The sequence below is a fragment of the Bacillus sp. FSL K6-2841 genome, assembly GCF_037976435.1.
Lineage (GTDB): Bacteria > Bacillota > Bacilli > Bacillales > Bacillaceae > Bacillus > Bacillus pumilus.
In genome coordinates this window covers 1,903,987-1,930,923 of record NZ_CP150266.1, presented here as the reverse complement: position 1 = coordinate 1,930,923, position 26,937 = coordinate 1,903,987, and the positions used below count along the sequence as shown (strand labels likewise).

Sequence of the window (26,937 nt, the reverse complement as noted above, 5' to 3'; positions counted from 1 at the left end):
GAGTTTTGAAATTCATCAAATTTAATGACAGCAGAATCGATTCATTTTTATTTATGGAATTAACGGATTTAGCCAAAACGTTAGCAAAAAGTGATGATGTCGAGCTTGAATACGGTGTGCAGTCCTACTATGATCCTTTTGAAAAGAAAATTTTCATCAGTCATTTTTGGGATGACCGCAAACAAGAAGACATGACAGCCGGACTGAAAAGTGATGTATTCCTCCGTGCAGTAGGAACCGTTTATAGTGATCTGACTGTCTTTCAGGAAATCATTCGCTATGCTCATACATTGTCCATTCCTGACCTATGTAAACAACTGTTCATGCTCTTTGAAGATATCCGGATTGAAGAGCGGATTAAACGTGACCGCCCAGGAACAAAAAAGGTATTTAAACGAAGAAGAGAACTTTACCGGCGTCATTTTAAGACGCAATTAACGATTAACCAAGAGCGGAGCATTTTAACCGATGCACTTTATTGTGCAATGTATGTGAAGCTGACAGCGGATTCGCCGTTGGAAGAAGTTCCGCCACTTCACGAGCGGATCAACCCGATGATTCCGTTTATTGAATCAAGTCTTGAGCGTGTATATGAAGCGCGTTCAACCGGAGATATCGCAGTCATCGTCAAAGAATTAATGGAAGGCTTTGATGAGCTTCTTGATAAAGATATGCTGAATACGTACTTTTTCTTCCCAGAATTGGACTATGAAAAAGCGGCAAAAGAACCGCTGTTTCATGACTTGAAAAGAAAACCTAAACTAAGTGAAGACATCAAAGTAGACAGGGAAAAAGAGGGCGATGAAGACATCCATCAAGAGTATATGGAAGTGTGGCATCGAGAAACAGAAGCGCCGTCAAAAAGCTTCCTTCAATTTGATTTAGAGCACGGAGGGAAAAGTGATCTCGGGAAGGATGCAGCAAGAGAAGGCGATGACGGAGATCAAGCACTTGGCACTGTCCAAGGCTCTGCCAAGCAGACTCACCGAAAAGATTATTCAAAGCTTGAAGCGCTGGAAGAGGCTGAAGGCGAAGAAAGCGGGGCGGATGCTCATGAGAATGGAAAAGAGAACAAATATGCATTTCCAGTCATGATTTCACCAGATCCTCCCGCGCCAGAACAAATCGACGTATACAAGCAGCACGCCAAGGAGATTGAGCCTTATCAGAAACGCTTAAAACAGATGATTCAAAAAACACTTGAACACAAAAAAACATGGCCAAAAACGGACCTTCATGCAGGACGTCTGAGTAAAAAGCTCATTCGTTATTTTACAGAGTCAAATCCGCGTCTTTTCTATAAAAAACAGGCACCTTCTTCGGAGATTGATGCTGTTTTCACTTTATTAGTGGATTGTTCTGCCAGCATGTTTGACAAGATGGATGAAACGAAAAAAGGCATTGTTCTATTTCATGAAGCCTTGAAGTCAGTTCAAGTCCCACATCAAATTGTGGGTTTTTGGGAAGATACAAACGATGCATCAGAAACAAGTCAGCCGAACTATTTCAACACAGTCGTGTCGTTCAAAGATTCTTTATTTGATGCAGGTCCTTCCATTATGTCTCTTGAACCAGAAGAGGATAACCGGGACGGCTATGCGATTCGCCAAATGACAAAAATGATATTAAAACGAAGAGAAGAGCAAAAGTTTCTCATTGTTTTTTCCGACGGAGAGCCAGCTGCATTCAGCTACGAACAAAATGGGATTGTCGATACACATGAAGCAGTTCTTGAGGCGAGGAAAAAAGGCATTGAGGTAATCAATGTGTTTTTATCCAATTCACCGATCGAAGAAGCACAGATGAAAACGATTCAAGATATGTATGGCAAGTTCAGCATTTTTGTACCAGATGTCGATACATTGCCAGATGTTTTATATCCGTTACTGAAGAAATTACTGCATAAAAGCATTGGGGCATAAGGTTTTGCCCCTTTCTTCAAAATATTTTTCGGAATGATTTAAATTTTTTGTTTTTCTGTGAATTTTTTATCTTTAATTGAACAAAGAATGTAGAAAGTAATCCGAAACAGTGGTAGAATATTATTGGAAGCGTTTTATTACATAAATTTGGTCATTGTGTTCTGGAAGTTATATCGAGATAGTGTTCAATCACTTGATGATCAAAGTTGGGGGTAGTGTTCAAAATGTTTCAAAATGATGTGAAACAACCGTTGAGTTGGGAAGAATTTCATGGTCCGAACCTCGGCTATGTGCTCGAGCTCTACGATCAGTATGTCCAGGATCCTACTAGTGTTGATGAAGATCTAAGAGGCATATTTGATGAACTTGGTGCACCACCGAGTGAAATGAAGGAGGAAATTGGGAAAAAAGAAAATAGCGTAGTTACTTCTGAACAAATCCAAAAGATAGCATCAGTCGTTAAACTGGCAGAAGACATCAGAACGTATGGCCATTTAAATGCTTCCGTCAATCCTCTTCGCAAAGAAAAGGAATTACAAGAGCTGTTTCCTTTAAAGGAGTACGGTTTAACAGAAGAAGACGTCAAGAATATACCAATATCTATTATTAGTCCTGACGCACCAAAACACATTTCAAACGGCATAGAAGCCATTAACCATTTGAGAAATACGTATAAGCGTACCATTTCATTTGAGTTTGATCACGTACATGATTTCGAAGAACGCAACTGGCTCTCAAAATCAATCGAGTCTGGTGAACTATTTAAGAAAAAACCAGCCGATAAACTAGTTTCTGTATTCAAGAGATTAACAGAAGTTGAGCAGTTCGAACAGTTTCTTCATAAAACATTTGTTGGGCAAAAGCGCTTCTCGATAGAAGGATTAGACGCACTTGTCCCAGTACTTGATGAAATTATTTCAGAGTCTGTTACACAAGGGACTTCAAATATTAACATTGGAATGGCACACAGAGGCCGTTTAAATGTATTAGCACATGTGTTAGGAAAACCATATGAGATTATTTTTTCGGAATTCCAGCATGCGCCAAATAAAGAGCTTGTTCCATCAGAAGGCTCTATTGGCATCAGCTACGGGTGGACAGGTGATGTAAAGTACCATCTTGGAGCAGATCGTCAAATTAAAGACGAAGATACAAAGAGTGCGAGAGTCACGCTTGCTAATAACCCAAGTCACCTGGAATTCATTGATCCAATCATTGAAGGAAGCACACGTGCCGCTCAGGAATTACGTACTCAAAAGGGCTATCCAGTACAAGACGTTGAAAAGGCTCTAGCCATCTTAATTCATGGTGATGCGGCATTTCCTGGAGAAGGAATTGTGGCAGAAACATTAAATTTAAGTCAACTTGTAGGCTATCAAGTGGGCGGAACAATCCATATCATTGCAAACAATATGATCGGATTTACGACGGAAAGTAATGAATCTCGCTCAACGAAATATGCAAGTGACCTTGCAAAAGGGTTTGAGATTCCAATTGTTCACGTCAATGCAGATGATCCAGAAGCATGTTTAGCGGCTGTTCAATTAGCTGTAGAATATCGCAAACGCTTTAAGAAGGATTTCTTAATTGATTTGATCGGTTACCGCAGATACGGTCATAACGAAATGGATGAGCCTTCTACGACTCAGCCGATGCTGTACGATGCCGTCAGAAAGCACAAAACGGTCAAGAATATCTTTGCAGATAAACTTGTCACAGAAGGTCTTCTAACGAAGGAGCAGCGTGAAGAAATCGAGCAGGCTGTAGCGACAAGAATAGAAGAAGCCTATCAAAAAGTGCCTTCAAAGAAAGAGCATACGATTCATGAAATTGAACTGCCAGAACCAGTATCAAATGGCTTCCCAGCAGTGGATACATCCGTAGAGTTTGATGTATTACGAAAGCTGAATGAAGAATTGATCAGCTGGCCGGACGATTTCCAAGTATTTGGTAAGCTTAAACGGATCCTTGAAAAACGTGCAAAAGTGTTTACAGATGACCGTAAAGTAGAATGGTCACTTGGAGAAGCACTTGCATTTGCATCTATATTAAAAGACGGTACGCCAATTCGGATGACCGGACAGGATTCAGAGCGCGGTACTTTTGCTCAAAGAAACCTTGTTCTTCACGACAGTCAAACTGGAAATGAATTTATTGCTCTTCATGAGCTGAGTGATGCAAACGCATCATTTACTGTTCATAATAGTCCACTGTCAGAGGGCTCAGTCATCGGGTTTGAATATGGTTATAATGTCTATTCTCCTGAAACGTTAGTCATTTGGGAGGCTCAATTTGGAGACTTCGCAAATGCGGCTCAAGTGTATTTCGATCAATTTATTTCAGCTGGACGCGCAAAATGGGGACAAAAATCAGGTCTAGTGATGCTCTTGCCTCATGGATATGAAGGACAAGGTCCTGAGCATTCAAGTGGAAGAACAGAGCGGTTCCTGCAATCAGCTGCTGAGAATAACTGGACAGTGGCGAACCTCACAAGTGCAGCGCAATACTTCCACATTCTTAGAAGACAGGCGAAAATGCTGCTTCGTGAAGAGATTCGTCCGCTTGTCATCATGACACCGAAGAGTCTGCTTCGTAACCCGAACACATTGTCTGAAGTCCAGGAATTAACGGATGGACAGTTCCAACCAGTTCTTGAACAACCAGGCCTTGTGCATGATCACGAAAAAGTATCGCGCCTCGTGCTATCTAGCGGGAAGGTATCAATCGATATTAGTGATCGCTTTACTCAAATGGAAGAGCCGAAAGATTGGCTTCACATTGCGAGAGTGGAACAGCTATATCCATTCCCAGCCAAAGATATTAAAGCGATATTATCAAAACTAACAAACTTAGAAGAAATCGTATGGGCACAAGAAGAGCCACAAAATATGGGGGCTTGGGGATATATTGAGCCATATTTACGTGAAATTGCGCCTGAAAAAGTAAAAGTACGTTACATCGGCCGAAGAAGACGTTCAAGTACGGCTGAGGGTGATCCAACTGTGCATAAAAAAGAACAAGAACGAATTGTATCTGATAGCTTGACTCGCAAAAACTAAGGGGGAAATGAAAAATGGCGGAAATTAAAGTACCTGAATTAGCGGAATCGATCTCGGAAGGAACGATAGCTCAATGGCTCAAGCAGCCGGGCGATTATGTGGAGCAGGGAGAATACCTGTTAGAACTTGAAACAGATAAAGTCAATGTCGAACTGACAGCCGAAGAATCTGGTGTACTCAAAGAAGTACTGAAAGATTCTGGTGACACTGTACAAGTTGGAGAAGTCATCGGAACAATTGCAGCGGGTGAAGCTGGCGGAAGCGAGTCCGCAGCTCCAGCACCTGAGCAAGAGTCTGCACCAGCTCCGAAAGATGAACCGGCAGCTGCTCAAAAAGAAGAAGCAGTGAAAGAAGAGCCGAAATCTGGTAATGGCAGAACCATCGCTTCTCCTGCAGCTAGAAAACTAGCGAGAGAGAAGGGACTAGACTTATCTGAAATTCCAACCGTAGATCCGCTGGGCAGGGTACGAAAGCAGGATGTCGCTTCCTATCAAAAGAATGAAGCACCTGCAAGTGCACCAAAAGCCGCGCCAAAAGCAAATGCTGCGGTGCAAAATGAACAACAAGGAAAGCCAGTTGAACGTGAGAGAATGTCGCGCCGCAGACAAACGATTGCTAAACGTTTAGTTGAGGTTCAGCAAACGGCTGCAATGCTGACGACATTTAATGAAGTAGATATGACGGCTGTGATGGACTTAAGAAAACGCCGTAAAGATGCCTTCCTTGAACAAAATGATGTAAAACTTGGCTTCATGTCTTTCTTCACAAAAGCCGTTGTAGCAGCACTGAAGAAATATCCGCTGCTTAACGCAGAAATTCAAGGTGATGAGCTTGTCTTGAAGAAATTCTATGACATCGGCATCGCTGTTGCTGCTAATGAAGGACTTGTCGTACCGGTTGTTCGTGATGCAGACAGATTGTCGTTTGCAGGGATTGAAAAGGAAATTGGTCATCTTGCGAAAAAAGCTAGAGATAACAAATTGTCTCTAAATGAGCTACAAGGTGGATCATTCACGATCACAAACGGCGGAACATTCGGTTCACTGCTTTCAACACCAATTTTAAACAGTCCTCAAGTTGGAATTTTAGGGATGCACAAAATTCAGCTTCGACCTGTGGCAATTGATGAAGAACGTTTTGAGAACCGCCCGATGATGTATTTAGCTCTTTCTTACGATCACCGGATTGTCGATGGTAAAGAAGCAGTTGGATTCCTTGTCACGATTAAAAACTTACTTGAAGATCCAGAGCAGCTATTGCTTGAAGGATAATCTTTCATTTGAAAAGCTAGCACCTTAATGGGTGCTAGCTTTTTTTCTTTTCATTTTCAGCATTTCCTCTTTTTGACCAATATGTCGCAAGCCAGGAACCGGATAAATTATGCCACACACTAAAAATGGCACTTGGTACGGCTGCAAGTGGAGAGAAGTGTGCTGTTGCTAAAGCTGCACCAAGTCCAGAGTTTTGCATGCCTACTTCAATCGAGATGGCTCTTCGAGAAGGAATATCCATTTTGAACCACTTTGCAATAAGGTAACCAAATAAAAGACCAAGTCCATTATGTAAGATCACAACGGCCAATATTAGCAGCCCAGATTGAAGAATCTGTTCTTTATTTGCACTGACAACCGCTGCAATGATCACTACGATTCCGGCGACAGACACAAGCGGTAATGCTTGAACTGCATAGGTTACTTGTTTTTTGAAAAATAATTTAACGATGACGCCTAAGATAATAGGGATCAACACAACTTGTACAATTGACAAAAATAGTGCTTCCGGCGATACAGGTAGCCATGATCTTGCAAAGAGTAAAATAAAGACAGGTGTTAAAAAGGGAGCAAGAAGGGTCGATATGGTGGTGACGGCTACAGATAATGCCGTATTTCCTTTCGCCAAAAAGGTCATAACGTTCGATGCTGTACCGCCTGGGCAACAGCCTACGAGAACAACTCCTACTGCGATTTCGGACGGGAGCCTTAGTCCGTACGCTAATAAAAAGGCGAGAAGCGGCATGAGTGTGTACTGCGTCAGTACCCCGATCAGAACATAAAGAGGTTTTCGAAACAGTTCTTTGAAGTCTTCAGCGGATAATGTCAGCCCCATCCCAAACATTATGATACCGAGTAAAAAAGGAATATAAGGTCCGATTTTTGAAAATTCCGCAGGAAAGGCAAATCCAAGAAACGCAAAGACAAGAACCCAAATCGCAAAGGTCCTACCTGCAAAGTGACTAATAGATAAAAGAATCTTCATATATTGCTTCAACTCTCTTTCTTTACATATCTTTTCTATTTTAAATGAATTTTCTGAAAAAACAACCCCATTCTTATAGTGTTGATAATAATATTATGTAAACTATAAATACTCCATATAAGCAAATGCCTACATGGAGTAGCGTTTTAAAATGGGGTCCATTTCACTTGCTGAGCTTGCTTAAGTCGTGCTTCTGGCTCACGCCAGTCAACGACATTCCACCAGCGATCTACATATGTCGCTTTTTCATTCAGATATTGCAGATAGTAGGCGTGCTCCCATACGTCAAGAGCTAGAAGAGGGATCACATCCCATTGTGATAAAAATTGGTGGCGTTCTGCTTGTAAAATCTCTAATCGCTGAGATCTGGGCGCCCAAACAAGAATCGCCCAGCCAACACCTTCTACTTGTTTGGCTGCAGCAGAAAATTGGGATTTGAATGCATCATAGCTTTCAAATGATTGTTCAATAAGACGAAGCATTTGCCCAGTGGGCTTTCGTTTGCCTGAAGGGCTCATAGAAAACCAAAAAATGCAATGTAAATAGTGTCCCGCACCATTGAAGGCAAGCTCCCGTTCCCAATGCTTGATCATTTTAAAATCATTGGTTCTTCTCGCTCTTTTTAAGGCAAGCTCAGCTTGGTTCAGACCATCAACATATGATTGATGATGCTTCTGGTGATGCAAATACATAATCTCTTTTGAAATAAACGGTTCTAGTGCATCATAGCGGTAAGGGAGAGGGGGTAATTTGTGGCCGCCAGCTGCCACATCCCGAGTAGCATCTTGTGGGATGATATCTTCTGCAATACTCTCGGCTAATTCATACCACTCTCCTTCACTGGAATGTTCATCATTCATGATGAACGATAAATGTTCTGCTTTCTGGCGGAGGTTGTCATCTTGAATTGCATCTTGAATGGAGCTAAGCCATTCTTTAAGCTGCATGCGATATTCTTCCTTATTCATTTTTACGCCTCATTTCTTCTAAAAATGTGGAACAAGCCATCATTGGAAAGACATATGGATAGCTATGATAGGTGATGTAAAATTGCTTTGGAAGACCAATGCCTACTGGATAGTGTAAGGCTTCACTCGAGTGCTGATGTTGAATCAAAAATGAGATGGCTTTTAAAATTGCTTTGTCATCTGGCTGCTCGTATTGTAAAAGTGCCTCAGCGGCCCAAGCTGTTTGAACCACTGTTCCAAATGGAAGCGAGACGTATCTTTTAACCTCTGCACTTTTACACGATTCTCCGAAGCTGCCATCTTCTAATTGACTTGTTTTTAAAAATCGACATGCTTTTTGAACAGCAGGATGCGATGAGGGGATGCCAGCAGCCTTTAGACCTGTTAACGCAGCCCAAGTACCATAAATATAGCAAACGCCCCATCTGCCGAACCATGATCCGTTTTTCTCTTGATGATCAAGCAGCCATTTCACACAATGATCTTTTTGCCTTTGCATGAGTGGTGACTTGCTGCTATCTTCAAGAGCGATAAGATGAAGCACACGACCTGTAATATCAGGAGTAGAAGGGTCAATGGCCGCGTCCTCAGCAGATTCGAGCGGGAGATGACGAAGCAAGAAGTGATCTTGATTTTTTTCAAAAGCTGAGAAGCCGCCATCTCGGTTTTGCATGGAAAGAAGCCAATCAAATCCTCGTTTCCACTGAACGGGAGCGTAAGTTTGAGGAATGGCTTTTAACACAATCTGCGTATCATCACAATCTGGGTTATTTGTATTCAAATCTGAAAAACCAAAGCCTCCCGGAGCCGCATGCCGGTTATGGACCGCCCAATCTGCTTTCTTCATTTGCTGCTTGTTCAGTAAGTACGTAAAAGACTTTTTGATCACTGGATCACCTTGTGTTCTGCCTGCCCGCTGAGAAGCATAACTGACAAGGGCTGTATCCCAAACAGTGGATGTAGAATTCTCAGCATATTTCATGCCCCCGCAGTCAGTGACTAGCTGTTTCATCCCTTTGACTGCTTTTAAAATGAGATGATGTCCTGGAGAGTATCCAAGACTCATGAGTGCATAGACCATAAAAATACTGGCACTTAAATAGCTGTACAGCGTTCCATCTTTTTCAAGGCGGTCAAACATATACCTCTTCGCTGCCTCATACCCGAAAAAGTCGAACCGTCTGTCGAGTGATGTATACGACCGCATGTATGTTAGAAATTGGTGAGTGGAACGTTCTTCTTTTGCCATAAACCAGTCAAAAGGATTTTTAGACATGTTTGCATCAAGATGTGCTAAGCTTGGAAACGGTTCATGTGAGGTATATCGTTTGTTGAGTGCAATCATCATTGGGACAAAATGAATTCTTGCATATGCACTAAGATGATAGAAGTGAAGCGGGAAGTATGTAGGGATGAGTAAAAATGAAAGTGGTGCATAGAAGTATGGCCAAGGGTGCATGCCATTGACGGCAAGCATCCACTTTGTCATAAAATGAACGTCCTTCAGACCGCCATTTGATCGAATAAAATGTGCTGCTTTTTCCATATGCGGCTCATCTTGTTGATACCTGCCTGACACAAGCATCCCGCAGTAGCCTTGCACAGTCGCGGTTACATGTCCCGCCTGATCATGATACAAAGAAAAAGAACCATCCTCATTTTGCTTTTCGTGAATTGCTTCTGCTAATTGATGAACCAAAGCCTGATCCGAATCGCCGACAGCCTTTAAGAGCATAATCAAAAAAGCATTTGTCATCATTGGTCCTTCAAAGCAGAAGACAAAAGCGCCATCTTCTCGTTGTCTGTGCTGCAGTTGCATGTGCAATTCATCAATATATTCGTTTACTTTCATTTTGAAATCTTGCATATTCGGCCATGCTCCTTTCCTTTATTACTATATTCAGGAGCCTGCCTGTCACATGCAATCACAAAAAAGCCGATGACATGGTCACCGGCTTTAAAGGCGTCATTAGTCTTGGAGATTAATCCACACACTTTTGACCTCTGTATAGTTGTTAAGGGCGTATGATCCCATTTCTCTGCCAAGACCTGATTGCTTGTATCCTCCAAACGGGGAGGCAGCATCAAAAACGTTATAGCAGTTGACCCAAATCGTGCCTGCTTCAAGACGTGCAGCAATATCATGGGCATGTTTTAAGTTTTCTGTCCAAAGTCCTGCTGCTAATCCATAGTCAGACTGGTTGGCTCTTTCGACCACTTCTTCAATGGAATCGTAAGGAATTGCAGATAGGACAGGTCCAAAGATTTCTTCTTTTGCGATGGTCATGTCATCTTCTACATCTTTAAAAACAGTAGGGGAGACAAAATAACCAGCCTCATAAGGGCAATCGCCACCGACAACGGCTGTTGCACCTTCTGATTTACCTTTTTCAATATAGCCTAACACGCGCTCATGCTGTTCTTTACTGACAAGAGGTCCGATTTGCGTATCTTGATGAAGACCAGCTCCTTGTTTGAGGGATGTCGCATATTCAGCCATTTGATCGACAACCTCATCATATTGGCTCCGGTGAACAAAAACCCTAGAACCTGCACAGCATACCTGACCTTGGTTAAACATGACCCCATTTAAAGCACCTGGAATAGCTTTCTTTAAATCGGCATCTGGCAAAATAATGTTTGGTGATTTTCCGCCAAGTTCTAATGTGACCCTCTTAATGGATTTGGCTGCTTTCTCCATGATGAGTTTCCCAACACTTGTTGACCCCGTGAAGGCAAGCTTATTTACATCAGGGTGATCGGTTAAGGCGTTCCCAGCTGTTTCACCGAATCCAGGAACGATGTTAATCACACCTTCTGGGAAGCCGGCTTTATCTACTAATTCAGCTAAATAAAGCGCAGAGAGGGGTGTTTGTTCTGCTGGTTTTAACACGATGGTGCAGCCAGTCGCAAGTGCAGCACCCATTTTCCACATGGCCATAAGCAGCGGGAAGTTCCAAGGAATGATTTGTCCTACAACGCCAACAGGCTCATGACGGGTATAATTAAAATATCCTTGGCTGACAGGAATGGTTTGTCCGCTTATTTTGGTTGTCCAGCCCGCATAATAGCGCATATGCTCGATTGCGAGAGGGATGTCTGCATTGGTTGTTTCATTAATTGGCTTTCCGTTATCTAAAGTTTCGAGCTGAGCGAGCTCTTCTTGGTTTTCTTCCATTAAATCGGCAAGCTTAAACATGAGGCGGGCGCGTTCTGCGGCAGACATGGAGCGCCAAGGACCATGAAAGGCTTTTTTGGCTGCTTTTACTGCCTCATCAATGTCTTTTGCACCTGCTTCATATACATCAATAAGGGTTTCACCTGTGGCTGGGTTAGGAGTTGAAAAGGTTTTGTTATCGTGACTTGTGACAAACTGACCATTAATGTAGAGTTTTTTCGTCCCTTGGAGAAAAGATTCGAGTTTTGAACTAATTTGAAGTGTTGTAGAGCTCATAAATAAACAAACCTCCTTAAAGATATGGGTTGTTCTGCGAGTTCTAGGTGAAAAAGCGGATTTGAGTAAATGATCTAGTATACGCACATGGATGTAAACGTATACATTCATCATATTACACCACATGTTTGAAAGCAATCCATAACACTCATTGCATTTCATGAAAAATTGGCTACAATAAATATATAGATGAAAAAAGGAGTTTTTAAATCATGATCCATCAAAACTGGCAAACAGCTCAAACGTTAAAACAAGTAAAATGTATACATACGAATGCGAAAAAATATATGGTCGACCGTGCACTAACGGCTGGAAGCACATATGAAGTGAAAAATGAAACAGAAGAATTCCTGTTTGTCGTTGATAATACAGGTAAAGTAGGCGGGTATTATAAAGAGTATTTCGAAGCCATTTCTGCTGAATGATTTTGGTGATCATCACTCATACTAAGAAAAACAGTAAAGGGTGATGATGATGAAAAAGAAGCAAACAGATGAGCAGAATCAACAAAATGCTTGGCATGATAACGAAGATGCTGATATGGCAATTACGCTTGAGCAGATTTCCGATGTATATGCCGAGGGAACCATTGAAACACCAAAAGACGAATAGTCATTCTAAACAGTGATTTGAAAAAATCACTGTTTTTTTATTGGCCACAACTCAACCATTTTTCTCAAAAAGAACTGAAACTTTTTTCCTGCTTTAACAGTCTAAATAAGTAGAGGAAAGAGCATCGAATCAAAAAGAAAAAGTTAAATGAAATTTAATCTATTCGTAATGGAATAACGACCATTTATAGCGTATTCTATAAGTGAGAACAAAACGTATCCACAGAGCGTGTGGCCGTTTTTTCATAAAGGAATTTGATGGAGGAAGAGGGGGTTTACGTGGGTATTTTTTCTGTCAGTAAACAAAATGATAAGAAATTCGAATCCTTACTAATTGAAGGGGAGAGAATTGAAGCTGTTTACAGACTGCGTCACGACCAAATTTGTTTCACCAATAAACGACTGATCTTTGGCGATAACCGCGTATTTTCTAAGAAGAAAGTCAGGGTCTCCTTGCCGTATCGATCAATTGAAAGTTTTGCCATTCAAGAAGCTGGCGTGTTTGATCAGGACACAGGTATGCTGCTTGTCACAAGCTCAAAAGTATTTGAACTCGATTTTTCGAAAGAGACGGATTTGAGTGATGTGCAAGCCATTTTGACAAAACATCTTTGCTGATCAACCTTGCGATTACATAGATCACATGCACTTTTCTCATTCTTCGTATTTATTTTCATAGATCGCACATTTCCTGAACCCTTCCCCATATTTTCTGGGAAGGGCTTTTTTGTTTAGGTGTTTGAATGATAGCAAAAAAGGATAAAGATGAAACAGATACAGAAAGGAGAATGAACAATGAAAGTATTAGTTGCAGGAGCAAATGGACATACAGGTAGACTCGTTATTCGTTATTTAAAAGAAAAAGGACATGAGCCGCTTGCTCTCATTCGAGATGAAAAACAAGCGGATGCGCTAAAAGAACTTGGTGCAGCGCCTGTCATCGGTGATCTTGAACAGGATGTGACAGATGCTGTGAAACAAGCAGATGCTGTCATTTTTGCAGCTGGTTCAGGTTCAAAAACAGGTGCAGATAAGACGATTGCAGTGGATCAAGAAGGAGCAAAACGTCTTGTTGACACAGCGGAAAAAGAAAATATTCAGCATTTTGTGATGCTGAGTTCCTATAATGCCGATGATCCAAACCAGGGAAAAGGGCAAGGAAGTATGGAAATTTATTATGAGGCAAAAAGAAAAGCAGATGAACACTTAAAACAGTCTGGGCTTTCCTATACCATTGTCCGTCCAGGTGCCTTGCTGCATGAGGAAAAGACAGGAAAGATCGAAGCTGCAGAGCATATTCCAGATGATCAAAACATTGAGATTTCAAGAGAGGACGTAGCCGCTGTACTTGTGGAAAGCTTAACAGAATCCAATGTGAAAAATAAATCCTTTGACTTAATTAAAGGGGATAAACCAGTAGAAGAAGCACTTCGCACCCTGTAAGAGAAGAAAGGCTGCTGCCAATCAGGCAGCGGCTTTTTTGATGTTTTCATTTCGTTAGCATCGGGAAGGTAATAAGAAAGGAGTGATTGACCGTGGGCTTAACGAAAGAACAAAAAGCTGATTTATACGAAAGATTGAATCAATTAAAGGAAGATGTAAAAGGGTCAAAAAAGAAAGAAGAATCTATGCTAAGTGAATCGAGCGAGATTTCAAATGGTGTTGGGAACCATATCGCTGATCATGGGAGCATCTATTTAGACCGCATGACCGAACAAACGCTGGACCAAGTTGATGGCCAGCTTGAAGCTGAAATTGATGCAGCACTGAAACGAATGGAAGACGGAACATATGGGATTTGTGAGAAAACAGGGAAAGACATTCCATATGAACGTTTAAAAGCAGTTCCCTATACACGTTATTCAATCGATGCGAAGAAAAACGAAGAAACCACTCAAGATCCAAACGAGTTTGATCGTAATTTCTCTGATCAAATGCGTGATTTAACAAATAGACAAACAATGGATCAGATGCATTCAGATACGTATGAACGATTAGAGGAAGAGCAGGATGTTGACATAGACGAAGAAAAATAGGATAATTAGTGAACTTTACATTTTTTCAGAATAATTTTTTCTTATATGTACAAGGACAAATCTCTTGTATACACAAGTCTTTCATAGAAAAAAGACCTCTTGAAATTTAATAAACTTTCGTGTAATATAGTTTAAAGGCTGCGATGCGCGTAATGTTAATTAAGTTTTAACCTTTAAGCTGTAATAGGGAGTTTTATATTGAAGCCGGAATGTCATGCCTCCTTAGAGAGGAAGACAGGAACGTTTCTGCAAACACCCACTTTGAGGAGTGGTGGTTTAAAACTTTCTTACTTAGATTACGGCATCCGCAGCTTTTCCTAGGATGATTCAAGCCATTTTCCATTTCGGAAAATGGCTTTTTATTTTGTGAAAAGACGAAATTAGACTGATCGCCTGTAGAGGCAAGAATCTGTGTTAAAATGGACAAAACAAATGACGGAGAGGGAAATGGATGTTAGAACAAGCAGAAGCACTCCTGAAACAATATTATGGCTTTGATGCCTTTAGAAAAGGACAGAAACAAGCCATTGAAGCAATTGTAAATAAACAAAAGGATACTGTCTGCATTATGCCGACAGGCGGAGGGAAGTCAGTTTGCTATCAGATTCCTGCACTAATGATGGAAGGTACAACGATCGTCGTATCTCCGCTTATTTCATTAATGAAGGATCAGGTTGATGCGTTAAATGAGATGGGCATACGTTCTTCCTTTTTAAACAGCACCCTGTCCGCAGCTGAAATGAATGAAAGGCTGAAAAAATGCGAAAATGGGGAATATGAACTGCTTTATATCACACCTGAACGCTTACAAAATGAACGTTTTTTTCAGCTGTTAGATCGGTTAACGATTCCTTTAATTGCGATTGATGAAGCGCACTGTATATCTGAGTGGGGACATGATTTTAGGCCAAGTTATCGCTTCATTCAAGAATGCTTGAACAAGCTGTCAAAAAGACCGGTGATTGTCGCATTAACAGCTACAGCGACGAAAAAGGTCCATCAAGATATATGTGAACAGCTTGGTATAAACGGAGAAGAAACCATCTTTACTGGGTTTGCTAGAGAAAATTTGTCCTTTCAAGTGATCAAAGGAGAAAACAGTGAACGTTTTATCACACAATATATGAAGAAAAACAGTCTTGAGTCTGGCATTATTTATACCGCCACTCGTAAAGAAGCGGATAATATTTATCATCGTCTAAAAAAACAAAAGATCAAAGTTGGCGTTTATCATGGGGGATTGGATGATCATACGAGAGAAGAGCAGCAAAACCTCTTTTTAAATGATGACATCCAGGTGATGGTCGCAACATCAGCATTTGGCATGGGAATCAATAAGTCGAATGTGCGTTTTGTGATTCATCATCAAATTCCAAGGGATATTGAAAGCTACTATCAAGAAGCTGGCCGTGCCGGCAGAGATGGGCTTGAAAGTGAATGCATCTTACTGTTTTCACCTCAAGGTGTAAGAGTGCAGCGCTTTCTCATTGAGCAGTCAATAGAAGATGAGACGCGCTACCAGCATGAGCTGCTTAAACTAAGGCAAATGGTGGATTACTGTCATACTGAGCAATGTTTGCAGCAATTTGTGATGGACTATTTTGATCAAACAGCTAGTTCGCCTTGCGGTAAATGCAGCAACTGCCTTGATGAAAGAGAGCGTGAAGAGGTCACAAGAGAAGCACAGATGGTGTTATCTTGTACAGTGAGAATGAATGAGCGATTCGGTAAAATGATGATCGCCCAAGTACTGGCAGGCTCTAAAAACAAAAAAGTGCTAGAGCTAGGTTTTGACCGTCTCCCTACATATGCTTTAATGAAACAACATTCGACTCAGCAAATCAGTGACTTCATTGAATTTTTAATTACAGAAGAGTATTTGCACATGTCTGAAGGTGCTTATCCAACACTCAAGGTGACCCATAAAGGGAAGAAAGTGCTAGTTGGACAAGAGGCAGTGTATAAAAAGCAGGCGATCAAAGCAGAAGCCATTCAAGAAAATGATGCATTATTTGAGCAATTGAGAGCACTGAGAATGAAGCTAGCTAGAGAGCAAGGTGTCCCGCCGTTTGTTGTTTTTTCTGATCAAACATTGAAGGAAATGTCAGCGGTAGAGCCTCAAACAGATGAAGAATTACTCCAAATTAAGGGGATTGGCGCTCAAAAAAGAGAGAAATACGGAGATGTTTTTTTAGAAGAAATTCGTTTATTTATAGAAAAAGAGAAAAAATAAAAGGTTTGAAGAAGAAAAATAATTTTTTTTCGCTGCACTTGGACACGTTTTCATCAGGCTGTTTTTGATCCTTTTAAAACCTTGATATGGCGGGGAATCAAGCCGTTTTGTGGTCTGATTTACCAATGGAGAGAGATGTTTCATGTAAAGGAACTGTAATCTAAAACATATCGTTTTGTTATTGAAATGACATTTACATATGTTACGATAGCACTCGTTAGCCGCCATAAAAAGCTAACAAGGGAGGATTTACTTTATGAAGAAGACTATTATGTCCTTGGTTGCTGTTGCAGCAATCTCAACAACAGCATTAGGAGCACAGCAAGCTTCTGCAAAGGAAATCACTGTACAGAAAGGTGATACACTTTGGGGAATCTCTCAAAAAAATGATGTGTCTCTAAAGGACCTAAAGGGTTGGAACAATTTATCTACAGACATGATCTATGTAGGAGATAAATTGACAATCTCTTCAAAAGAGAAAACTCAGGAGCAGTACAAAGTCCAGAAGGGGGACAGCCTCTGGAAAATCGCTCAAAAATTCAATGTGTCAATTAGCGATATTAAGTCTTGGAATAACTTAAACTCAGATATAATTATGATTGGTTCAACATTAAGTGTTGCTGGTCAAAGCTCAGCTCCGGTAAGCTCAGAACCTGTTCAAAAACAGGCACCTGTCCAAAAAGAGCAAACAACGAAAAAAGCTGCTCCTAAAAAGGAAACAGCTAAAGCAGAATCATCTTCTGCTAGTCAAAGTGTACAAAAAGAAATGACTGTAACGGCTACGGCTTATACAGCAAATGATGGTGGCATCTCAGGTATCACTGCAACAGGGGTAAACTTAAACAAAAACCCAAATGCAAAAGTGATTGCAGTAGATCCTAACGTCATTCCATTAGGAAGTAAGGTTTATGTTGAAGGCTACGGTGAAGCCATCGCAGCAGATACTGGCGGCGCAATTAAAGGTAATAAAATTGATGTACATGTACCAAGCAAATCCCAAGCGAAAAATTGGGGCGTAAAATCAGTCAAAGTTAAAGTACTTAACTAGTAGTCTATTGTTTTTTGGAAGAAAGCATCAGGTGGCGGCCTGATGCTTTTATTATACCTTTTTTTGGTCAGAAATACACATATTTTTCTGAAAAATTCGCATTTTCGACAAAAACCAGCGTATAAGCCCATACAACGCTGGTTTTTGTGTCGTTAGCTGTCAACCCAATAAATTTCTCCGCTTTGTTCTTTCCAATTGATCTGGACATCAAATTGATGCTTTTCATAAAAATGAATTAAGCGGTCCACGTGATCCCAGTCTCTTTTGACGAGGTCGCCAGTAATCACTGGGATGTTCTGCTCTCTTGCAATTTCTTTTAAATGCTTCATGCAGATAGAGCCGTACCCATTATCTGGCGGGCCTTTAATATCGGCAATATGAATCTTTCCTTCTTCAGGATATTCCGCAATTAAGGAAAAATCAGATTGTCCGCGAAAAGCTTTTTCACAATCGCTGAGCATTATTTTACATGTATCTGCACTTTCAATGGCAGAGACGATCAGCCACTCATCTTCTTTCGCTTGATCGATGCCAATGATTTTTGCTTTTTTCGAAATATCTTTCATATTTTCTTGCATTCGATACATTTGGAACTGCAATTGCTGTAATTCTTGCTCTAATGTCTTCACATCTTTGGCTGTTTCTTGTAAGATTGACAAGTCCATTACTCCTTTCCTATCAGAAATGATAAAAATCACATAAATTCCAATTTTAAAGGAAGTGGATGGATCTTTCAAGCCGTTAAAACACCTGTAACCTGCAAGTTTGTCTAAAATTCGACGAAGACAGCGAATTCATTGACTTTATAGAGAAATTTAAATAACATACTCTTAGTCGGAACTAATAAAGAGAGGTTTTCAAACATGAAAGAACAGAATCAAAAACCGAAAAATTTCACTGGTATTGTGATCATTTTAACAATTGCCATAAACGGATTAATCGCTTTATTATTTTTAATGCCAAAATCAGATAAATTTAGTCATCTGGATATTACATTTTTGCCGTTATTGAATGCCGTGATGAACAGCTTTACGTTTATCTTTTTACTTTCAGCACTTATCATGATTAAACAAAAGAACATTAAAGCGCATAGACGATTTATCTTTGCTGCATTTTCAACGACACTTGTCTTTTTAATTTCGTATGTCACCTATCATTCAATGGCAGCTGATACTCATTTCGGAGGAGAAGGGATCATCCGCCCGATTTACTTCTTTATTTTAATCACACATATCGTCTTATCAGCAGTCATTGTACCGCTTGCCTTGATTACGCTGTTTAGAGGCGCACAGATGCAAGTCGAGCGCCACCGTAAAATTGCTCGCTGGACAATGCCTCTATGGCTTTATGTCAGTCTCACTGGCGTCATTGTGTATATGATGATTTCTCCATACTACAGCTAACGTATGTCCAACTGGACATACGTTCTTTTATTTACAAGATGCAGTGCTTTGGATAAAATGGGAATTGGGTATCCGACTTGCACGGTATCTTCCCATCTATAGACTCACATCATTTCTGGCCGTTTGCTCGTTTGGAGAACAACAATTGAACGAAACGGGGGTTATATGATGACTGAACAAATGCAGTATAAACCGGGGCTTGAAGACATTGTGGCAAGCGAAACGTCTATCTCATACTTAGATGTGCAGCAAGAAGAGATTGTAATTCGCGGGTATGACCTCATCGAGTTGGCACAAAAAAAGACCTATTTAGAAACAGCCTATCTGCTTATTTATGGAAGATTACCAGATGCCATGGAATATCACCAATTTCAGCAAGACATTTCCTCACAAACCAACTTACATCCAACCATTCAAACCATTTTAACAAAACTGCCAAAAACCACTCATCCGATGGATGCCATGAGAACGTGCATATCTGCTCTTAGTGGGTACGATGATGCATTACAAGATCGATCAGAAGCGTGCCAGCAAAAGCGTGCTGTTCGATTACTCGGCCAGCTGCCGGCGATTGTCGCTGGAAGCTATCATATTCTCACAAAAGACGCCGCTATTTCTCCAGATCAGACCAAATCCTACACTGAAACCTTTTTAACCATGCTAACCGGACGCACGCCAACCCAAGACGAAATCACCGCTTTTGACCAAACACTCACATTATATAGTGAACATGAGCTGCCTAATTCAACGTTTGCTGCTAGAGTCATCGCATCCACACATTCTGACATGTATGGTGCTTTTACTGGAGCGATTTCTTCATTAAAAGGTGACTTGCACGGGGGAGCGAATGAAGCTGTCATGCATATGCTTCTCGAAGGAAAAACAACGGAAGGCTTCCTTGCGCTGATTGAGCGAAAATTAGCCGCAAAGGAAAAAATGATGGGCTTTGGCCATAGGGTATACATGAGAAAAATGGACCCAAGAGCTGCTCTTTTAAAGCGATCATTGAAAACGCTTACGGAATCAAAGGGAGATACAACGCTTTATGACATGTGTGTAGCAGGAGAGGCATACATGAAAGAGAAGAAAAACCTCTATCCGAACCTTGATTATTACGCCGCACCTATTTATTACGTGCTCGGGATTCCAATTTCACTTTATACACCGATTTTCTTTGCTGCAAGGGCAAGTGGATTAGCTGCTCATGTCATTGAACAGCATTTGCATAATCGTATTTTCAGACCGAGAGTCCGGTATTTAGGGCCAAGAGGATTAAAAGTTTCAGATGATGATAGAAAAACGGGGGAATGATCATGAATAAAACAGCAGTCGCCAATCAAACAGATCAGCTATTAGAAGAAATCGCAGCCTATGCAGTAGATGGGGAAATTACGAGTAAAGAAGCCATTGAAACGGCACGATATGTGCTCATAGATACACTTGGCTGCGGAATGCTGGCGCTCAATTTTCCTGAATGTACGAAACATCTTGGACCGATCGTACCTGGAACCGTTGTACCTAACGGAGCAAGAGTTCCAGGCACTTCCTTTGTGCTAGATCCTGTTCAAGCAGCTTTTGATATAGGCTGTATGATTCGCTGGTTAGATTATAATGACACATGGCTTGCAGAGGAGTGGGGGCATCCGTCAGATAACTTAGGCGGAATATTAGCTGTGAGTGATTACATCAGCAGAACACGTCTTGCAAACGGAGAAGAGCCGCTTTCGATGAATGACGTATTGCATGCGATTGTCAAAGCACATGAAATTCAAGGCGTGCTGGCTTTAGAAAATTGTCTGAACCGCAATGGCTTGGATCATGTGCTATTTGTCAAAGTAGCAACTAGCGCTGTTGTGTGTGCATTGCTTGGCGGAACAAAGGAAGAAGTCCAGCATGTTTTATCACAAGCGTTTGTTGATAATTCACCGCTTAGGACATATCGCCACGCCCCAAACACAGGATCTAGGAAATCGTGGGCAGCGGGTGATGCAACAAGCCGCGGGGTGAGACTGGCAATGATGACGCTAAAAGGGGAAATGGGCTATCAAACGCCACTTAGTGCAGAGAAGTGGGGCTTTGAAGATGTTCTGATGAAAGGGAAATCTCTCACACTTGCTCAGCCGCTAGGATCATTCGTCATCGAAAATGTGCTTTTCAAAATTGCTTATCCTGCTGAATTTCATGCCCAAACGGCTGCAGAGGCCGCTATGATCCTGCATGACGCTGTAAAAGGTCGATTAGATGAAATTGACCGAGTAGAGATTACAACACATGAATCAGCGATTCGGATTATCGATAAGAAGGGACCGCTGTATAACCCAGCAGACCGAGATCATTGCTTGCAATATATTACTGCGGTTGGATTGATCTATGGTGAGCTTACTGCTGACCATTATGAAGAAGAAACGGCGCAAAATCCGGCCATTGATCGTCTCCGGGATCAAATGGTTGTCAAAGAAGATAAACAATATACAGCGGATTATTTAGATCCGAAAAAGAGATCTATTGCAAACAGTGTGCAGATCTTCTTTAAAGACGGGACGATGACAGACCGAATTGAAATTGAATATCCACTTGGTCATCGCAGAAGAAGGCAGGAAGGCATTCCTCTGCTTGAAAAGAAATGGCTTTATCATTTGAAGACAAGATTTCCACAAAAACAAGTGGATCAAATTGTGTCACTCTGTCAAAACCCAAATCAATTAAAAACAACAACCGTACCAGCATTTATGGACCTATTCGTCATATAAGGGAGGGAACTAGTGTGTGGATCGTGAATGATGAATCAAGTCAAGCAGATTTAGCCGCAGCCTTTCAAGAACAAATGCACAAATCAGCTTTATTCCAAATCCCAGGCGTTCACGATGGAATGTCTGCGCTCTATGCAAAAAAAATGGGCTTCCAAGGGCTCTATTTATCCGGAGCCGCTTTTTGTGCCAGCAAAGGATTGCCTGATCTCGGCATGATTCATTCAACGGAAATGGCTGAAAAAGCGAAGGAAATCATTCGAGCTTCTCAGCTGCCGCTTTTGGTCGATATGGATACTGGCTATGGCGGTGTATTGAATGCTGCAAGAGCGGCAAAGGAAATGGTAGAAAGTAAGGTGGCAGCTGTTCAAATTGAAGATCAGCAAATGCCGAAAAAATGCGGGCATTTAAACGGAAAATCACTCGTTCCAGTAGAAGAAATGGTCGCAAAAATCAAAGCCATTAAACAAGCGGCACCAACGCTTTTGGTGATTGCAAGAACCGATGCAAAGTCTGTAAACGGGATGGAGGATGTCATCCACCGGGCCAATCTTTACGTAGAAGCAGGAGCTGATGCTATTTTTCCTGAGGCACTCATCACAGCAGAGGACTTCACGCATGCGTCAAACAATATTAAAGGACCGCTTCTTGCAAATATGACGGAGTTTGGCAAGACGCCTTATTATCATGCAGACGAATTTTCTGTATTTGGTTTTCAAATGGTCATTTACCCCGTGTCATCACTAAGAGTCGCTGCAAAAGCGTATGAGCGTTTATTTACAGAAATCATGGAGAAGGGGACGCAGCAAGGAATGCTAAAGGACATGCAAACGAGACAAGAGCTGTATGAAACGATTCATTATGATGAATACGAGGAAATCGATCAGCATTTAGCGAAAACGATCCTGCCGGAAATCGGGAAAGAACATCGATAAAATGAAAAGCACTTCCATTGAGGAAGTGCTTTTTTTACGATGATGGTGAGGATGACGAAGCCAATTTCATCTTTTCTTCAACTGTTTTCGTTTTTTCTTTTACTTTTTCAGCATAAGTGAAGTCACCGAAGCAATATGGGTAGCGGAAGTTATCTTTGTTGCCTCCGCACGTATAGACTTCTGGGTTTCGTTTCACTTGCTTTTTAGAGTATTGCTTTGCCAATTTCTCGGAATGTTTTCCACCGTTTTTTGCAACAAAATCAATATAGCCAATTCCCATATTATAGCTTTGGATAATAGTTTCCAAATCAACGCCTTTTTTCTTCCCATGCTTGTACATAGTAGAAAAATGATGGACTCCTTGTCTAATGCTTTTCTGAGGGTCATTGATTTCATTTCGTTTCAAACCAAGAGATTCAGAAGACTGCATTGGATCTCCGCCTCTGCCTTTTGATTCTTGATACATCATACCGAGGATTAACGCGGTATATTGATCTAAATCTTGATCTCTTAACTCTGTTTCTACAAGCGGTTTGAAATCATCCAATCTCGACAAAACAATTGATTCCGTATCAATCGGCAGCTTTTTTAACTCCTTTTGATTAAAGGACATGACAATGGCTGCTAATACGAAAACAAACAGAAAAATCGTGAAGCAGCCTGAAATGGCAAAACATCCTGTTTTTTTCTTTTTCAAGGTCAGTTCACCCCTGTTTTGCCCCGCTTTTAAAAGGGAAGTACAGCCTTTTTATTATGCCATATCCTGCACAAGATACCAAGTGAAAACCTTATAATCAATCGTACCCAAATGTAAATTCGGGTCTTGTTTTCAGTCTGTAGCAGAAATAAACAAAACCGATAATCAGCCAAAGCAAACCAATGATTAATGCATTTGTACTGATGCTCGTTAACAGCCATATACAAAAGGCCGTCCCGCACAGAGGGATCACTGCGTATCTCAATGTATTGAGTACACCTCTTTGTTTTTGTCTAATGAAATAGTACGCAAAAACAGATAAGTTCACAAATGTGAATCCAATCAACGCGCCGAAGCTGATAAAGGAATAAATGACTTCAAGTTCGCCAACGACTGCGGTTAAGGAAAAAGCACCAATTAATAAAATATTAAAAACAGGCGTTTTTAATCTCGGATGAATATATCCGAAGAAACGCTTCGGTAACGACTCATCTCTACCCATTGCATATAACAGCCTTGCTGCACTTGCATGTGACGATAAGGAAGAAGAGATAACAGCGACCATTGTACCAGCTAAAAAGAACGAGTGGAGAAAGGCGCCGCCCACAAATTCCGCAATTTCAAGTGACGCCGCATCGGGATGCTTGAACTGCTGAAAATTTGGAAATACTTGCTGCAAAAAATAAGACGTCAAGGTAAACAGTACGCCTCCAATGGCGACGGTTAAGAAGATGGCAAGTGGGATCGTCTTTTTTGGCTTAATGGTTTCCTCAGACATGGTTGAGATGGCATCAAATCCTAGAAACGAAAAACATAAAATGGTTGCTCCTGAAAAAATAAGCGCTGGATCTAAGCTCGCCGAATAAAAAGGCCGGGCGGATAATAATTCTCCGCTGCCTGCGTTTTGCGTGAGCCCATAAATAATAAACCCAACAAAAGTGACGGCGACAATGACCTGGAAGGTCACAAATAGTGCCGTGATGTTGGCTGTAAGCCGGATACCGATTACATTGACAGTCGTTATGGCGATAGCAAGTATGATGATCCAAATGTAATGAGGTACATCAGGAAAGGCTGCGGTTAAATAAGCACTTCCAATCGCAAAATTCACCATAGGCAAAAATAAATAATCCAGTAAAAGTGTCCAGCCTACAAGAAAGCCAACATGAGGATGAATACTTTTTTGTGCGTATGTATAAGCAGATCCTGCTTTTGGAAAAGCCTTCACCATATTCCCATAGCTAAGCGCTGTCAATAGTAATGCAAGTAACGTAAATATATAAGCTGCAGCGACGTGTCCTTTCGTCAGCTGAGCCACAATGCCGTATGAATCAAATACGACAAGTGGATCCATATAAGCAAGCCCGATCACAACAAGTGGAAAGACAGTCAGGCTGCGTTTTAGTCTTGGCTCCTCAGTCAATTTGCCTATCAGCTCCTCTAAAAAAATGAATAAATAATGCTCATTTTAAAAAGAATGCTACCAAGTGTCAATGCTATTTGAGTAAATCTTTTTTCTAAAGTGTGCTCTCTTTGCATGCCGGACGTTTTGGTATATGATGATACATAGAATAAGTCGTGATTTGACGGACAAGAAAGGTGAAGCAAAATGAAGGAAGAACTGAATACAAATCAAGAACAGGAACGGATGGAGCTGGATGAAGAAAGTCTATTTCTTGTCTCCCAAACCTTTAAAGCTTTATCTGATCCGACACGTATTCGAATTCTGCACCTGCTGTCTCAAGGTGAACACTCGGTAAATGATATAGCAGAAACACTGAATCTCATGCAATCAACCGTTTCTCATCAGCTGCGCTTTTTAAAAAATCTTCGTCTTGTGAAATCTAGACGAGCAGGGACCTCAATTTTTTACAGTCCTGAGGATCAGCATGTAATGGAAGTGCTTGAACAGATGATTCACCATGCACAGCACGATTGATAAAAAACCTTCCTACGCCAATAGGAAGGTTTTTATGCATGATGTACATGTGTCGATCGTTTACTTGCTTTCATCATGTGAAAAGAAAAGACAACATAGTAAGCCGCTAAAAGGAAAAAGCTGAGCATGGTCATCGCATCATCGCTCACGATATGCTGATACAGTTCAACGACACTGATCTTGGCCATCGAATGGTTTGTCAGTTCAACCAGCTTAAAACTAAGCCTGGATAAAAACAAGCATAAAATGAAGCTTTCAATCCATTTACTCGTTTTCATATACAGCCGGCCATTTTCTTCTTTCATACGAATCGTCTGATAGGCATGAACAGCAAGGCTGCTTCCAAAAAGCATACCAATAGCGGCATAGATCAAGATATTGTGATTTTGCCATCCTTCTGATAGGAGAATAAGGGCTGAAAGACCAAAGAGATACATTCTCATCAAAAGCCTGATGGGGCGTACAAGCTGATAGCGTCTCATTCGATTCATTCGAATCATGATGCAGATCAACATAATGCTCCCAATCATGAACAATTGCCACACGTTATGTGTCATGATGCAACCTCCTCCTGCACGTGCAGGGATGTAAACGAATGCTGGCTGTTACTTATCTTTACCATTCTTTCTTTTTTTATCAAAACAAAACCTACATTTATGAAAAAGAGGAAAAGTCATGAAAATTGACCGCATTTTATCTACTGTGATGCTGCTCATTAGCAAGAAGCAAGTACAGGCGAAAGATCTTGCTGAACTTCACGAAGTGAGCACGAGAACCATTTATCGTGACATTGATACCATCAATCAAGCGGGAATCCCTGTTGTGACAACCCAAGGAGCAGGTGGAGGCATTTCACTTGTTGAGGACTATCGTTTAGAGAAAAAATTATTTACCGATGATGACATCGAAGTCATTTTAACAGCTCTTGAAAGCATGACGAGTGCATACTCCTTTAAAGAAAGTGAACATGTACTGAAAAAAATCAAATCTCTCATTGCCCCGCATACCGATGAAGGCGAGAAACAGCACCATGTCTTCATTGATTTAAGCTCCTGGGGAAAAGACAGCCAGGCAGAGCAGAAGCTCCAGCTCATTCATACAGCTGCGTCAGCGCACCAATACATTCAGTTTACTTATCGCAATGCGAAAGGTGAAACTCTTTCGCGCAAAGTGGAGCCTTATACGCTCGTTTTAAAAGGGAGGCATTGGTATTTGTATGCGTTTTGCTGTGTAAAAAAAGCTTTTCGTCTGTTCAAGCTGACTAGAATGACCGATCTTGTCACCATTTCAGGGTATTTTCAACCGAAAAGAGTCAAAAACGAAGAGAAGCCTTGGAATGATTCTTGGCAAGAACAGCCGTCTGTCAGCCCAGTCATGCTCAGGTTAACGGAAGCATCAGTGGGGAAAGTGAAGGAATGGGTAGATGAGAACGAATTGAACGTCTGTTCAGACGGTACCTATCTTGCCACCATCACCGTACCTCTTGATGATTGGTTAAATAGTTTTCTATTCCATTTAGGTCCAGATGTTGACATTCTTTCTCCGAAGCATGTCAAAGAAGCGTTTGATCTCCAGTTGAAACAATTTCTCAAACGAATAGAAACTTGACACAATGTTGTCAGGTTTCTT

Annotated in this window: 24 protein-coding genes and 1 other RNA gene; 17 read left to right on the top strand and 8 right to left on the bottom strand. The window is 41.1% G+C overall.

Going from position 1 to position 26,937, the window contains the following annotated elements; genetic code table 11:
• The first annotated feature begins 5 nt into the window (after nucleotides 1-5).
• The 3 genes from MHH68_RS09545 (at nucleotide 6) to odhB (ending at nucleotide 6,252) form a co-directional block, all read left to right on the top strand.
• The gene (locus MHH68_RS09545) at nucleotides 6-1,922 is read left to right on the top strand and encodes a VWA domain-containing protein (RefSeq protein WP_061408219.1); all 1,917 of its coding nucleotides are present in this window, start codon (nucleotides 6-8) and stop codon (nucleotides 1,920-1,922) included.
• A 224-nt stretch (nucleotides 1,923-2,146) separates the two neighbouring features.
• Nucleotides 2,147-4,981 carry a 2-oxoglutarate dehydrogenase E1 component gene (gene sucA / locus MHH68_RS09540; protein WP_058014900.1) on the top strand — a complete coding sequence of 945 codons (2,835 nt, stop codon included), beginning with the start codon at nucleotides 2,147-2,149 and terminating at the stop codon, nucleotides 4,979-4,981.
• A gap of 14 nt (nucleotides 4,982-4,995) precedes the next feature.
• Nucleotides 4,996-6,252 carry a 2-oxoglutarate dehydrogenase complex dihydrolipoyllysine-residue succinyltransferase gene (gene odhB / locus MHH68_RS09535; RefSeq protein ID WP_058014901.1) on the top strand — a complete coding sequence of 419 codons (1,257 nt, stop codon included), beginning with the start codon at nucleotides 4,996-4,998 and terminating at the stop codon, nucleotides 6,250-6,252.
• Nucleotides 6,253-6,286: 34 nt separating this feature from the next.
• Here odhB and MHH68_RS09530 read toward each other — a convergent pair whose 3' ends face one another.
• The 4 genes from MHH68_RS09530 to MHH68_RS09515 form a co-directional block, all read right to left on the bottom strand.
• On the bottom strand, nucleotides 6,287-7,237 hold the full coding sequence (locus MHH68_RS09530) for a bile acid:sodium symporter family protein (protein WP_268497051.1): 951 nt from the start codon (nucleotides 7,235-7,237) through the stop codon (nucleotides 6,287-6,289).
• 146 nt (nucleotides 7,238-7,383) lie between these two features.
• On the bottom strand, nucleotides 7,384-8,205 hold the full coding sequence (locus tag MHH68_RS09525) for a superoxide dismutase (RefSeq protein ID WP_268497053.1): 822 nt from the start codon (nucleotides 8,203-8,205) through the stop codon (nucleotides 7,384-7,386).
• Nucleotides 8,198-10,072, bottom strand: a complete 1,875-nt coding sequence (locus MHH68_RS09520) for a prenyltransferase/squalene oxidase repeat-containing protein (RefSeq protein WP_339162815.1) — start codon at nucleotides 10,070-10,072, stop codon at nucleotides 8,198-8,200. Before MHH68_RS09520 ends, MHH68_RS09525 begins: the two co-directional genes overlap by 8 nt.
• Before the next feature lie 102 nt (nucleotides 10,073-10,174).
• The gene (locus tag MHH68_RS09515) at nucleotides 10,175-11,659 is read right to left on the bottom strand and encodes an aldehyde dehydrogenase family protein (protein ID WP_058014905.1); all 1,485 of its coding nucleotides are present in this window, start codon (nucleotides 11,657-11,659) and stop codon (nucleotides 10,175-10,177) included.
• A 212-nt stretch (nucleotides 11,660-11,871) separates the two neighbouring features.
• Between MHH68_RS09515 and MHH68_RS09510 the strand changes: the two genes are divergently transcribed.
• The 8 genes from MHH68_RS09510 (at nucleotide 11,872) to MHH68_RS09475 (ending at nucleotide 17,587) form a co-directional block, all read left to right on the top strand.
• Nucleotides 11,872-12,084, top strand: a complete 213-nt coding sequence (locus MHH68_RS09510) for a DUF6501 family protein (RefSeq protein WP_058014906.1) — start codon at nucleotides 11,872-11,874, stop codon at nucleotides 12,082-12,084.
• Nucleotides 12,085-12,133: 49 nt separating this feature from the next.
• Nucleotides 12,134-12,271: a DUF4025 domain-containing protein gene (locus tag MHH68_RS09505; protein WP_223250615.1), complete on the top strand. Its 138-nt coding sequence runs from the start codon at nucleotides 12,134-12,136 to the stop codon at nucleotides 12,269-12,271.
• A 278-nt stretch (nucleotides 12,272-12,549) separates the two neighbouring features.
• A complete protein-coding gene (locus MHH68_RS09500) occupies nucleotides 12,550-12,888 on the top strand; it encodes a PH domain-containing protein (RefSeq protein WP_024422682.1) in 339 nt (112 codons plus the stop codon).
• 177 nt (nucleotides 12,889-13,065) lie between these two features.
• Complete coding sequence (locus tag MHH68_RS09495; protein ID WP_268497055.1) at nucleotides 13,066-13,713, top strand: SDR family oxidoreductase; 648 nt, start codon at nucleotides 13,066-13,068, stop codon at nucleotides 13,711-13,713.
• Nucleotides 13,714-13,805: 92 nt separating this feature from the next.
• Nucleotides 13,806-14,306: a TraR/DksA C4-type zinc finger protein gene (locus tag MHH68_RS09490; protein WP_058014908.1), complete on the top strand. Its 501-nt coding sequence runs from the start codon at nucleotides 13,806-13,808 to the stop codon at nucleotides 14,304-14,306.
• 132 nt (nucleotides 14,307-14,438) lie between these two features.
• Nucleotides 14,439-14,624: non-coding RNA, 6S RNA (gene ssrS / locus MHH68_RS09485), on the top strand.
• 133 nt (nucleotides 14,625-14,757) lie between these two features.
• Nucleotides 14,758-16,539, top strand: a complete 1,782-nt coding sequence (gene recQ, locus MHH68_RS09480; RefSeq protein WP_268497056.1) for a DNA helicase RecQ — start codon at nucleotides 14,758-14,760, stop codon at nucleotides 16,537-16,539.
• A gap of 256 nt (nucleotides 16,540-16,795) precedes the next feature.
• Nucleotides 16,796-17,587, top strand: coding sequence for a 3D domain-containing protein (locus MHH68_RS09475; RefSeq protein WP_007500712.1), 792 nt, complete (start codon nucleotides 16,796-16,798; stop codon nucleotides 17,585-17,587).
• A gap of 152 nt (nucleotides 17,588-17,739) precedes the next feature.
• On the opposite strand, the gene MHH68_RS09470 is transcribed toward MHH68_RS09475, so the two are convergent.
• The gene (locus tag MHH68_RS09470) at nucleotides 17,740-18,252 is read right to left on the bottom strand and encodes a hypothetical protein (protein WP_257474632.1); all 513 of its coding nucleotides are present in this window, start codon (nucleotides 18,250-18,252) and stop codon (nucleotides 17,740-17,742) included.
• Between the two features lie 198 nt (nucleotides 18,253-18,450).
• Between MHH68_RS09470 and MHH68_RS09465 the strand changes: the two genes are divergently transcribed.
• From MHH68_RS09465 to prpB, 4 genes are all read left to right on the top strand, one after another.
• Nucleotides 18,451-18,990 carry a DUF420 domain-containing protein gene (locus MHH68_RS09465; RefSeq protein WP_012010243.1) on the top strand — a complete coding sequence of 180 codons (540 nt, stop codon included), beginning with the start codon at nucleotides 18,451-18,453 and terminating at the stop codon, nucleotides 18,988-18,990.
• A 168-nt stretch (nucleotides 18,991-19,158) separates the two neighbouring features.
• Nucleotides 19,159-20,301, top strand: coding sequence for a citrate synthase (gene mmgD, locus MHH68_RS09460; RefSeq protein WP_339162807.1), 1,143 nt, complete (start codon nucleotides 19,159-19,161; stop codon nucleotides 20,299-20,301).
• A gap of 2 nt (nucleotides 20,302-20,303) precedes the next feature.
• Nucleotides 20,304-21,740, top strand: coding sequence for a bifunctional 2-methylcitrate dehydratase/aconitate hydratase (locus MHH68_RS09455; protein ID WP_339162804.1), 1,437 nt, complete (start codon nucleotides 20,304-20,306; stop codon nucleotides 21,738-21,740).
• Between the two features lie 14 nt (nucleotides 21,741-21,754).
• The gene (prpB, locus tag MHH68_RS09450; protein WP_339162801.1) at nucleotides 21,755-22,672 is read left to right on the top strand and encodes a methylisocitrate lyase; all 918 of its coding nucleotides are present in this window, start codon (nucleotides 21,755-21,757) and stop codon (nucleotides 22,670-22,672) included.
• Between the two features lie 34 nt (nucleotides 22,673-22,706).
• Here prpB and MHH68_RS09445 read toward each other — a convergent pair whose 3' ends face one another.
• Together MHH68_RS09445 and MHH68_RS09440 are read right to left on the bottom strand one after the other, a co-directional pair.
• Nucleotides 22,707-23,369, bottom strand: a complete 663-nt coding sequence (locus tag MHH68_RS09445; RefSeq protein ID WP_003215897.1) for a lysozyme family protein — start codon at nucleotides 23,367-23,369, stop codon at nucleotides 22,707-22,709.
• Between the two features lie 97 nt (nucleotides 23,370-23,466).
• A complete protein-coding gene (locus MHH68_RS09440; RefSeq protein WP_339162799.1) occupies nucleotides 23,467-24,792 on the bottom strand; it encodes an APC family permease in 1,326 nt (441 codons plus the stop codon).
• A gap of 186 nt (nucleotides 24,793-24,978) precedes the next feature.
• Between MHH68_RS09440 and czrA the strand changes: the two genes are divergently transcribed.
• Entirely contained in the window at nucleotides 24,979-25,308 is a 330-nt protein-coding gene (gene czrA, locus MHH68_RS09435) for a Zn(II)-responsive metalloregulatory transcriptional repressor CzrA (RefSeq protein ID WP_007500691.1), read from the top strand.
• Between the two features lie 32 nt (nucleotides 25,309-25,340).
• Here czrA and MHH68_RS09430 read toward each other — a convergent pair whose 3' ends face one another.
• The gene (locus MHH68_RS09430; protein WP_339162796.1) at nucleotides 25,341-25,865 is read right to left on the bottom strand and encodes a mother cell-specific membrane sporulation protein; all 525 of its coding nucleotides are present in this window, start codon (nucleotides 25,863-25,865) and stop codon (nucleotides 25,341-25,343) included.
• Between the two features lie 118 nt (nucleotides 25,866-25,983).
• On the opposite strand from MHH68_RS09430, the gene MHH68_RS09425 reads away from it, so the two are divergent.
• Complete coding sequence (locus MHH68_RS09425; protein WP_339162794.1) at nucleotides 25,984-26,916, top strand: YafY family protein; 933 nt, start codon at nucleotides 25,984-25,986, stop codon at nucleotides 26,914-26,916.
• Nucleotides 26,917-26,937 lie beyond the last annotated feature (21 nt).

Excerpts from the sequence above, each read along its gene's own strand:
- sucA (WP_058014900.1), top strand. The coding sequence starts at position 2,147 with ATGTTTCAAAATGATGTGAAACAACCGTTGAGTTGGGAAGAATTTCAT.
- odhB (WP_058014901.1), top strand. The coding sequence starts at position 4,996 with ATGGCGGAAATTAAAGTACCTGAATTAGCGGAATCGATCTCGGAAGGA.
- MHH68_RS09530 (WP_268497051.1), bottom strand. The coding sequence starts at position 7,237 with ATGAAGATTCTTTTATCTATTAGTCACTTTGCAGGTAGGACCTTTGCG.
- MHH68_RS09525 (WP_268497053.1), bottom strand. The coding sequence starts at position 8,205 with ATGAATAAGGAAGAATATCGCATGCAGCTTAAAGAATGGCTTAGCTCC.
- MHH68_RS09520 (WP_339162815.1), bottom strand. The coding sequence starts at position 10,072 with ATGCAAGATTTCAAAATGAAAGTAAACGAATATATTGATGAATTGCAC.
- MHH68_RS09515 (WP_058014905.1), bottom strand. The coding sequence starts at position 11,659 with ATGAGCTCTACAACACTTCAAATTAGTTCAAAACTCGAATCTTTTCTC.
- MHH68_RS09510 (WP_058014906.1), top strand. The coding sequence starts at position 11,872 with ATGATCCATCAAAACTGGCAAACAGCTCAAACGTTAAAACAAGTAAAA.
- MHH68_RS09505 (WP_223250615.1), top strand. The coding sequence starts at position 12,134 with ATGAAAAAGAAGCAAACAGATGAGCAGAATCAACAAAATGCTTGGCAT.
- MHH68_RS09495 (WP_268497055.1), top strand. The coding sequence starts at position 13,066 with ATGAAAGTATTAGTTGCAGGAGCAAATGGACATACAGGTAGACTCGTT.
- recQ (WP_268497056.1), top strand. The coding sequence starts at position 14,758 with ATGTTAGAACAAGCAGAAGCACTCCTGAAACAATATTATGGCTTTGAT.
- MHH68_RS09475 (WP_007500712.1), top strand. The coding sequence starts at position 16,796 with ATGAAGAAGACTATTATGTCCTTGGTTGCTGTTGCAGCAATCTCAACA.
- MHH68_RS09470 (WP_257474632.1), bottom strand. The coding sequence starts at position 18,252 with ATGGACTTGTCAATCTTACAAGAAACAGCCAAAGATGTGAAGACATTA.
- MHH68_RS09465 (WP_012010243.1), top strand. The coding sequence starts at position 18,451 with ATGAAAGAACAGAATCAAAAACCGAAAAATTTCACTGGTATTGTGATC.
- mmgD (WP_339162807.1), top strand. The coding sequence starts at position 19,159 with ATGACTGAACAAATGCAGTATAAACCGGGGCTTGAAGACATTGTGGCA.
- MHH68_RS09455 (WP_339162804.1), top strand. The coding sequence starts at position 20,304 with ATGAATAAAACAGCAGTCGCCAATCAAACAGATCAGCTATTAGAAGAA.
- czrA (WP_007500691.1), top strand. The coding sequence starts at position 24,979 with ATGAAGGAAGAACTGAATACAAATCAAGAACAGGAACGGATGGAGCTG.
- MHH68_RS09430 (WP_339162796.1), bottom strand. The coding sequence starts at position 25,865 with ATGACACATAACGTGTGGCAATTGTTCATGATTGGGAGCATTATGTTG.
- MHH68_RS09425 (WP_339162794.1), top strand. The coding sequence starts at position 25,984 with ATGAAAATTGACCGCATTTTATCTACTGTGATGCTGCTCATTAGCAAG.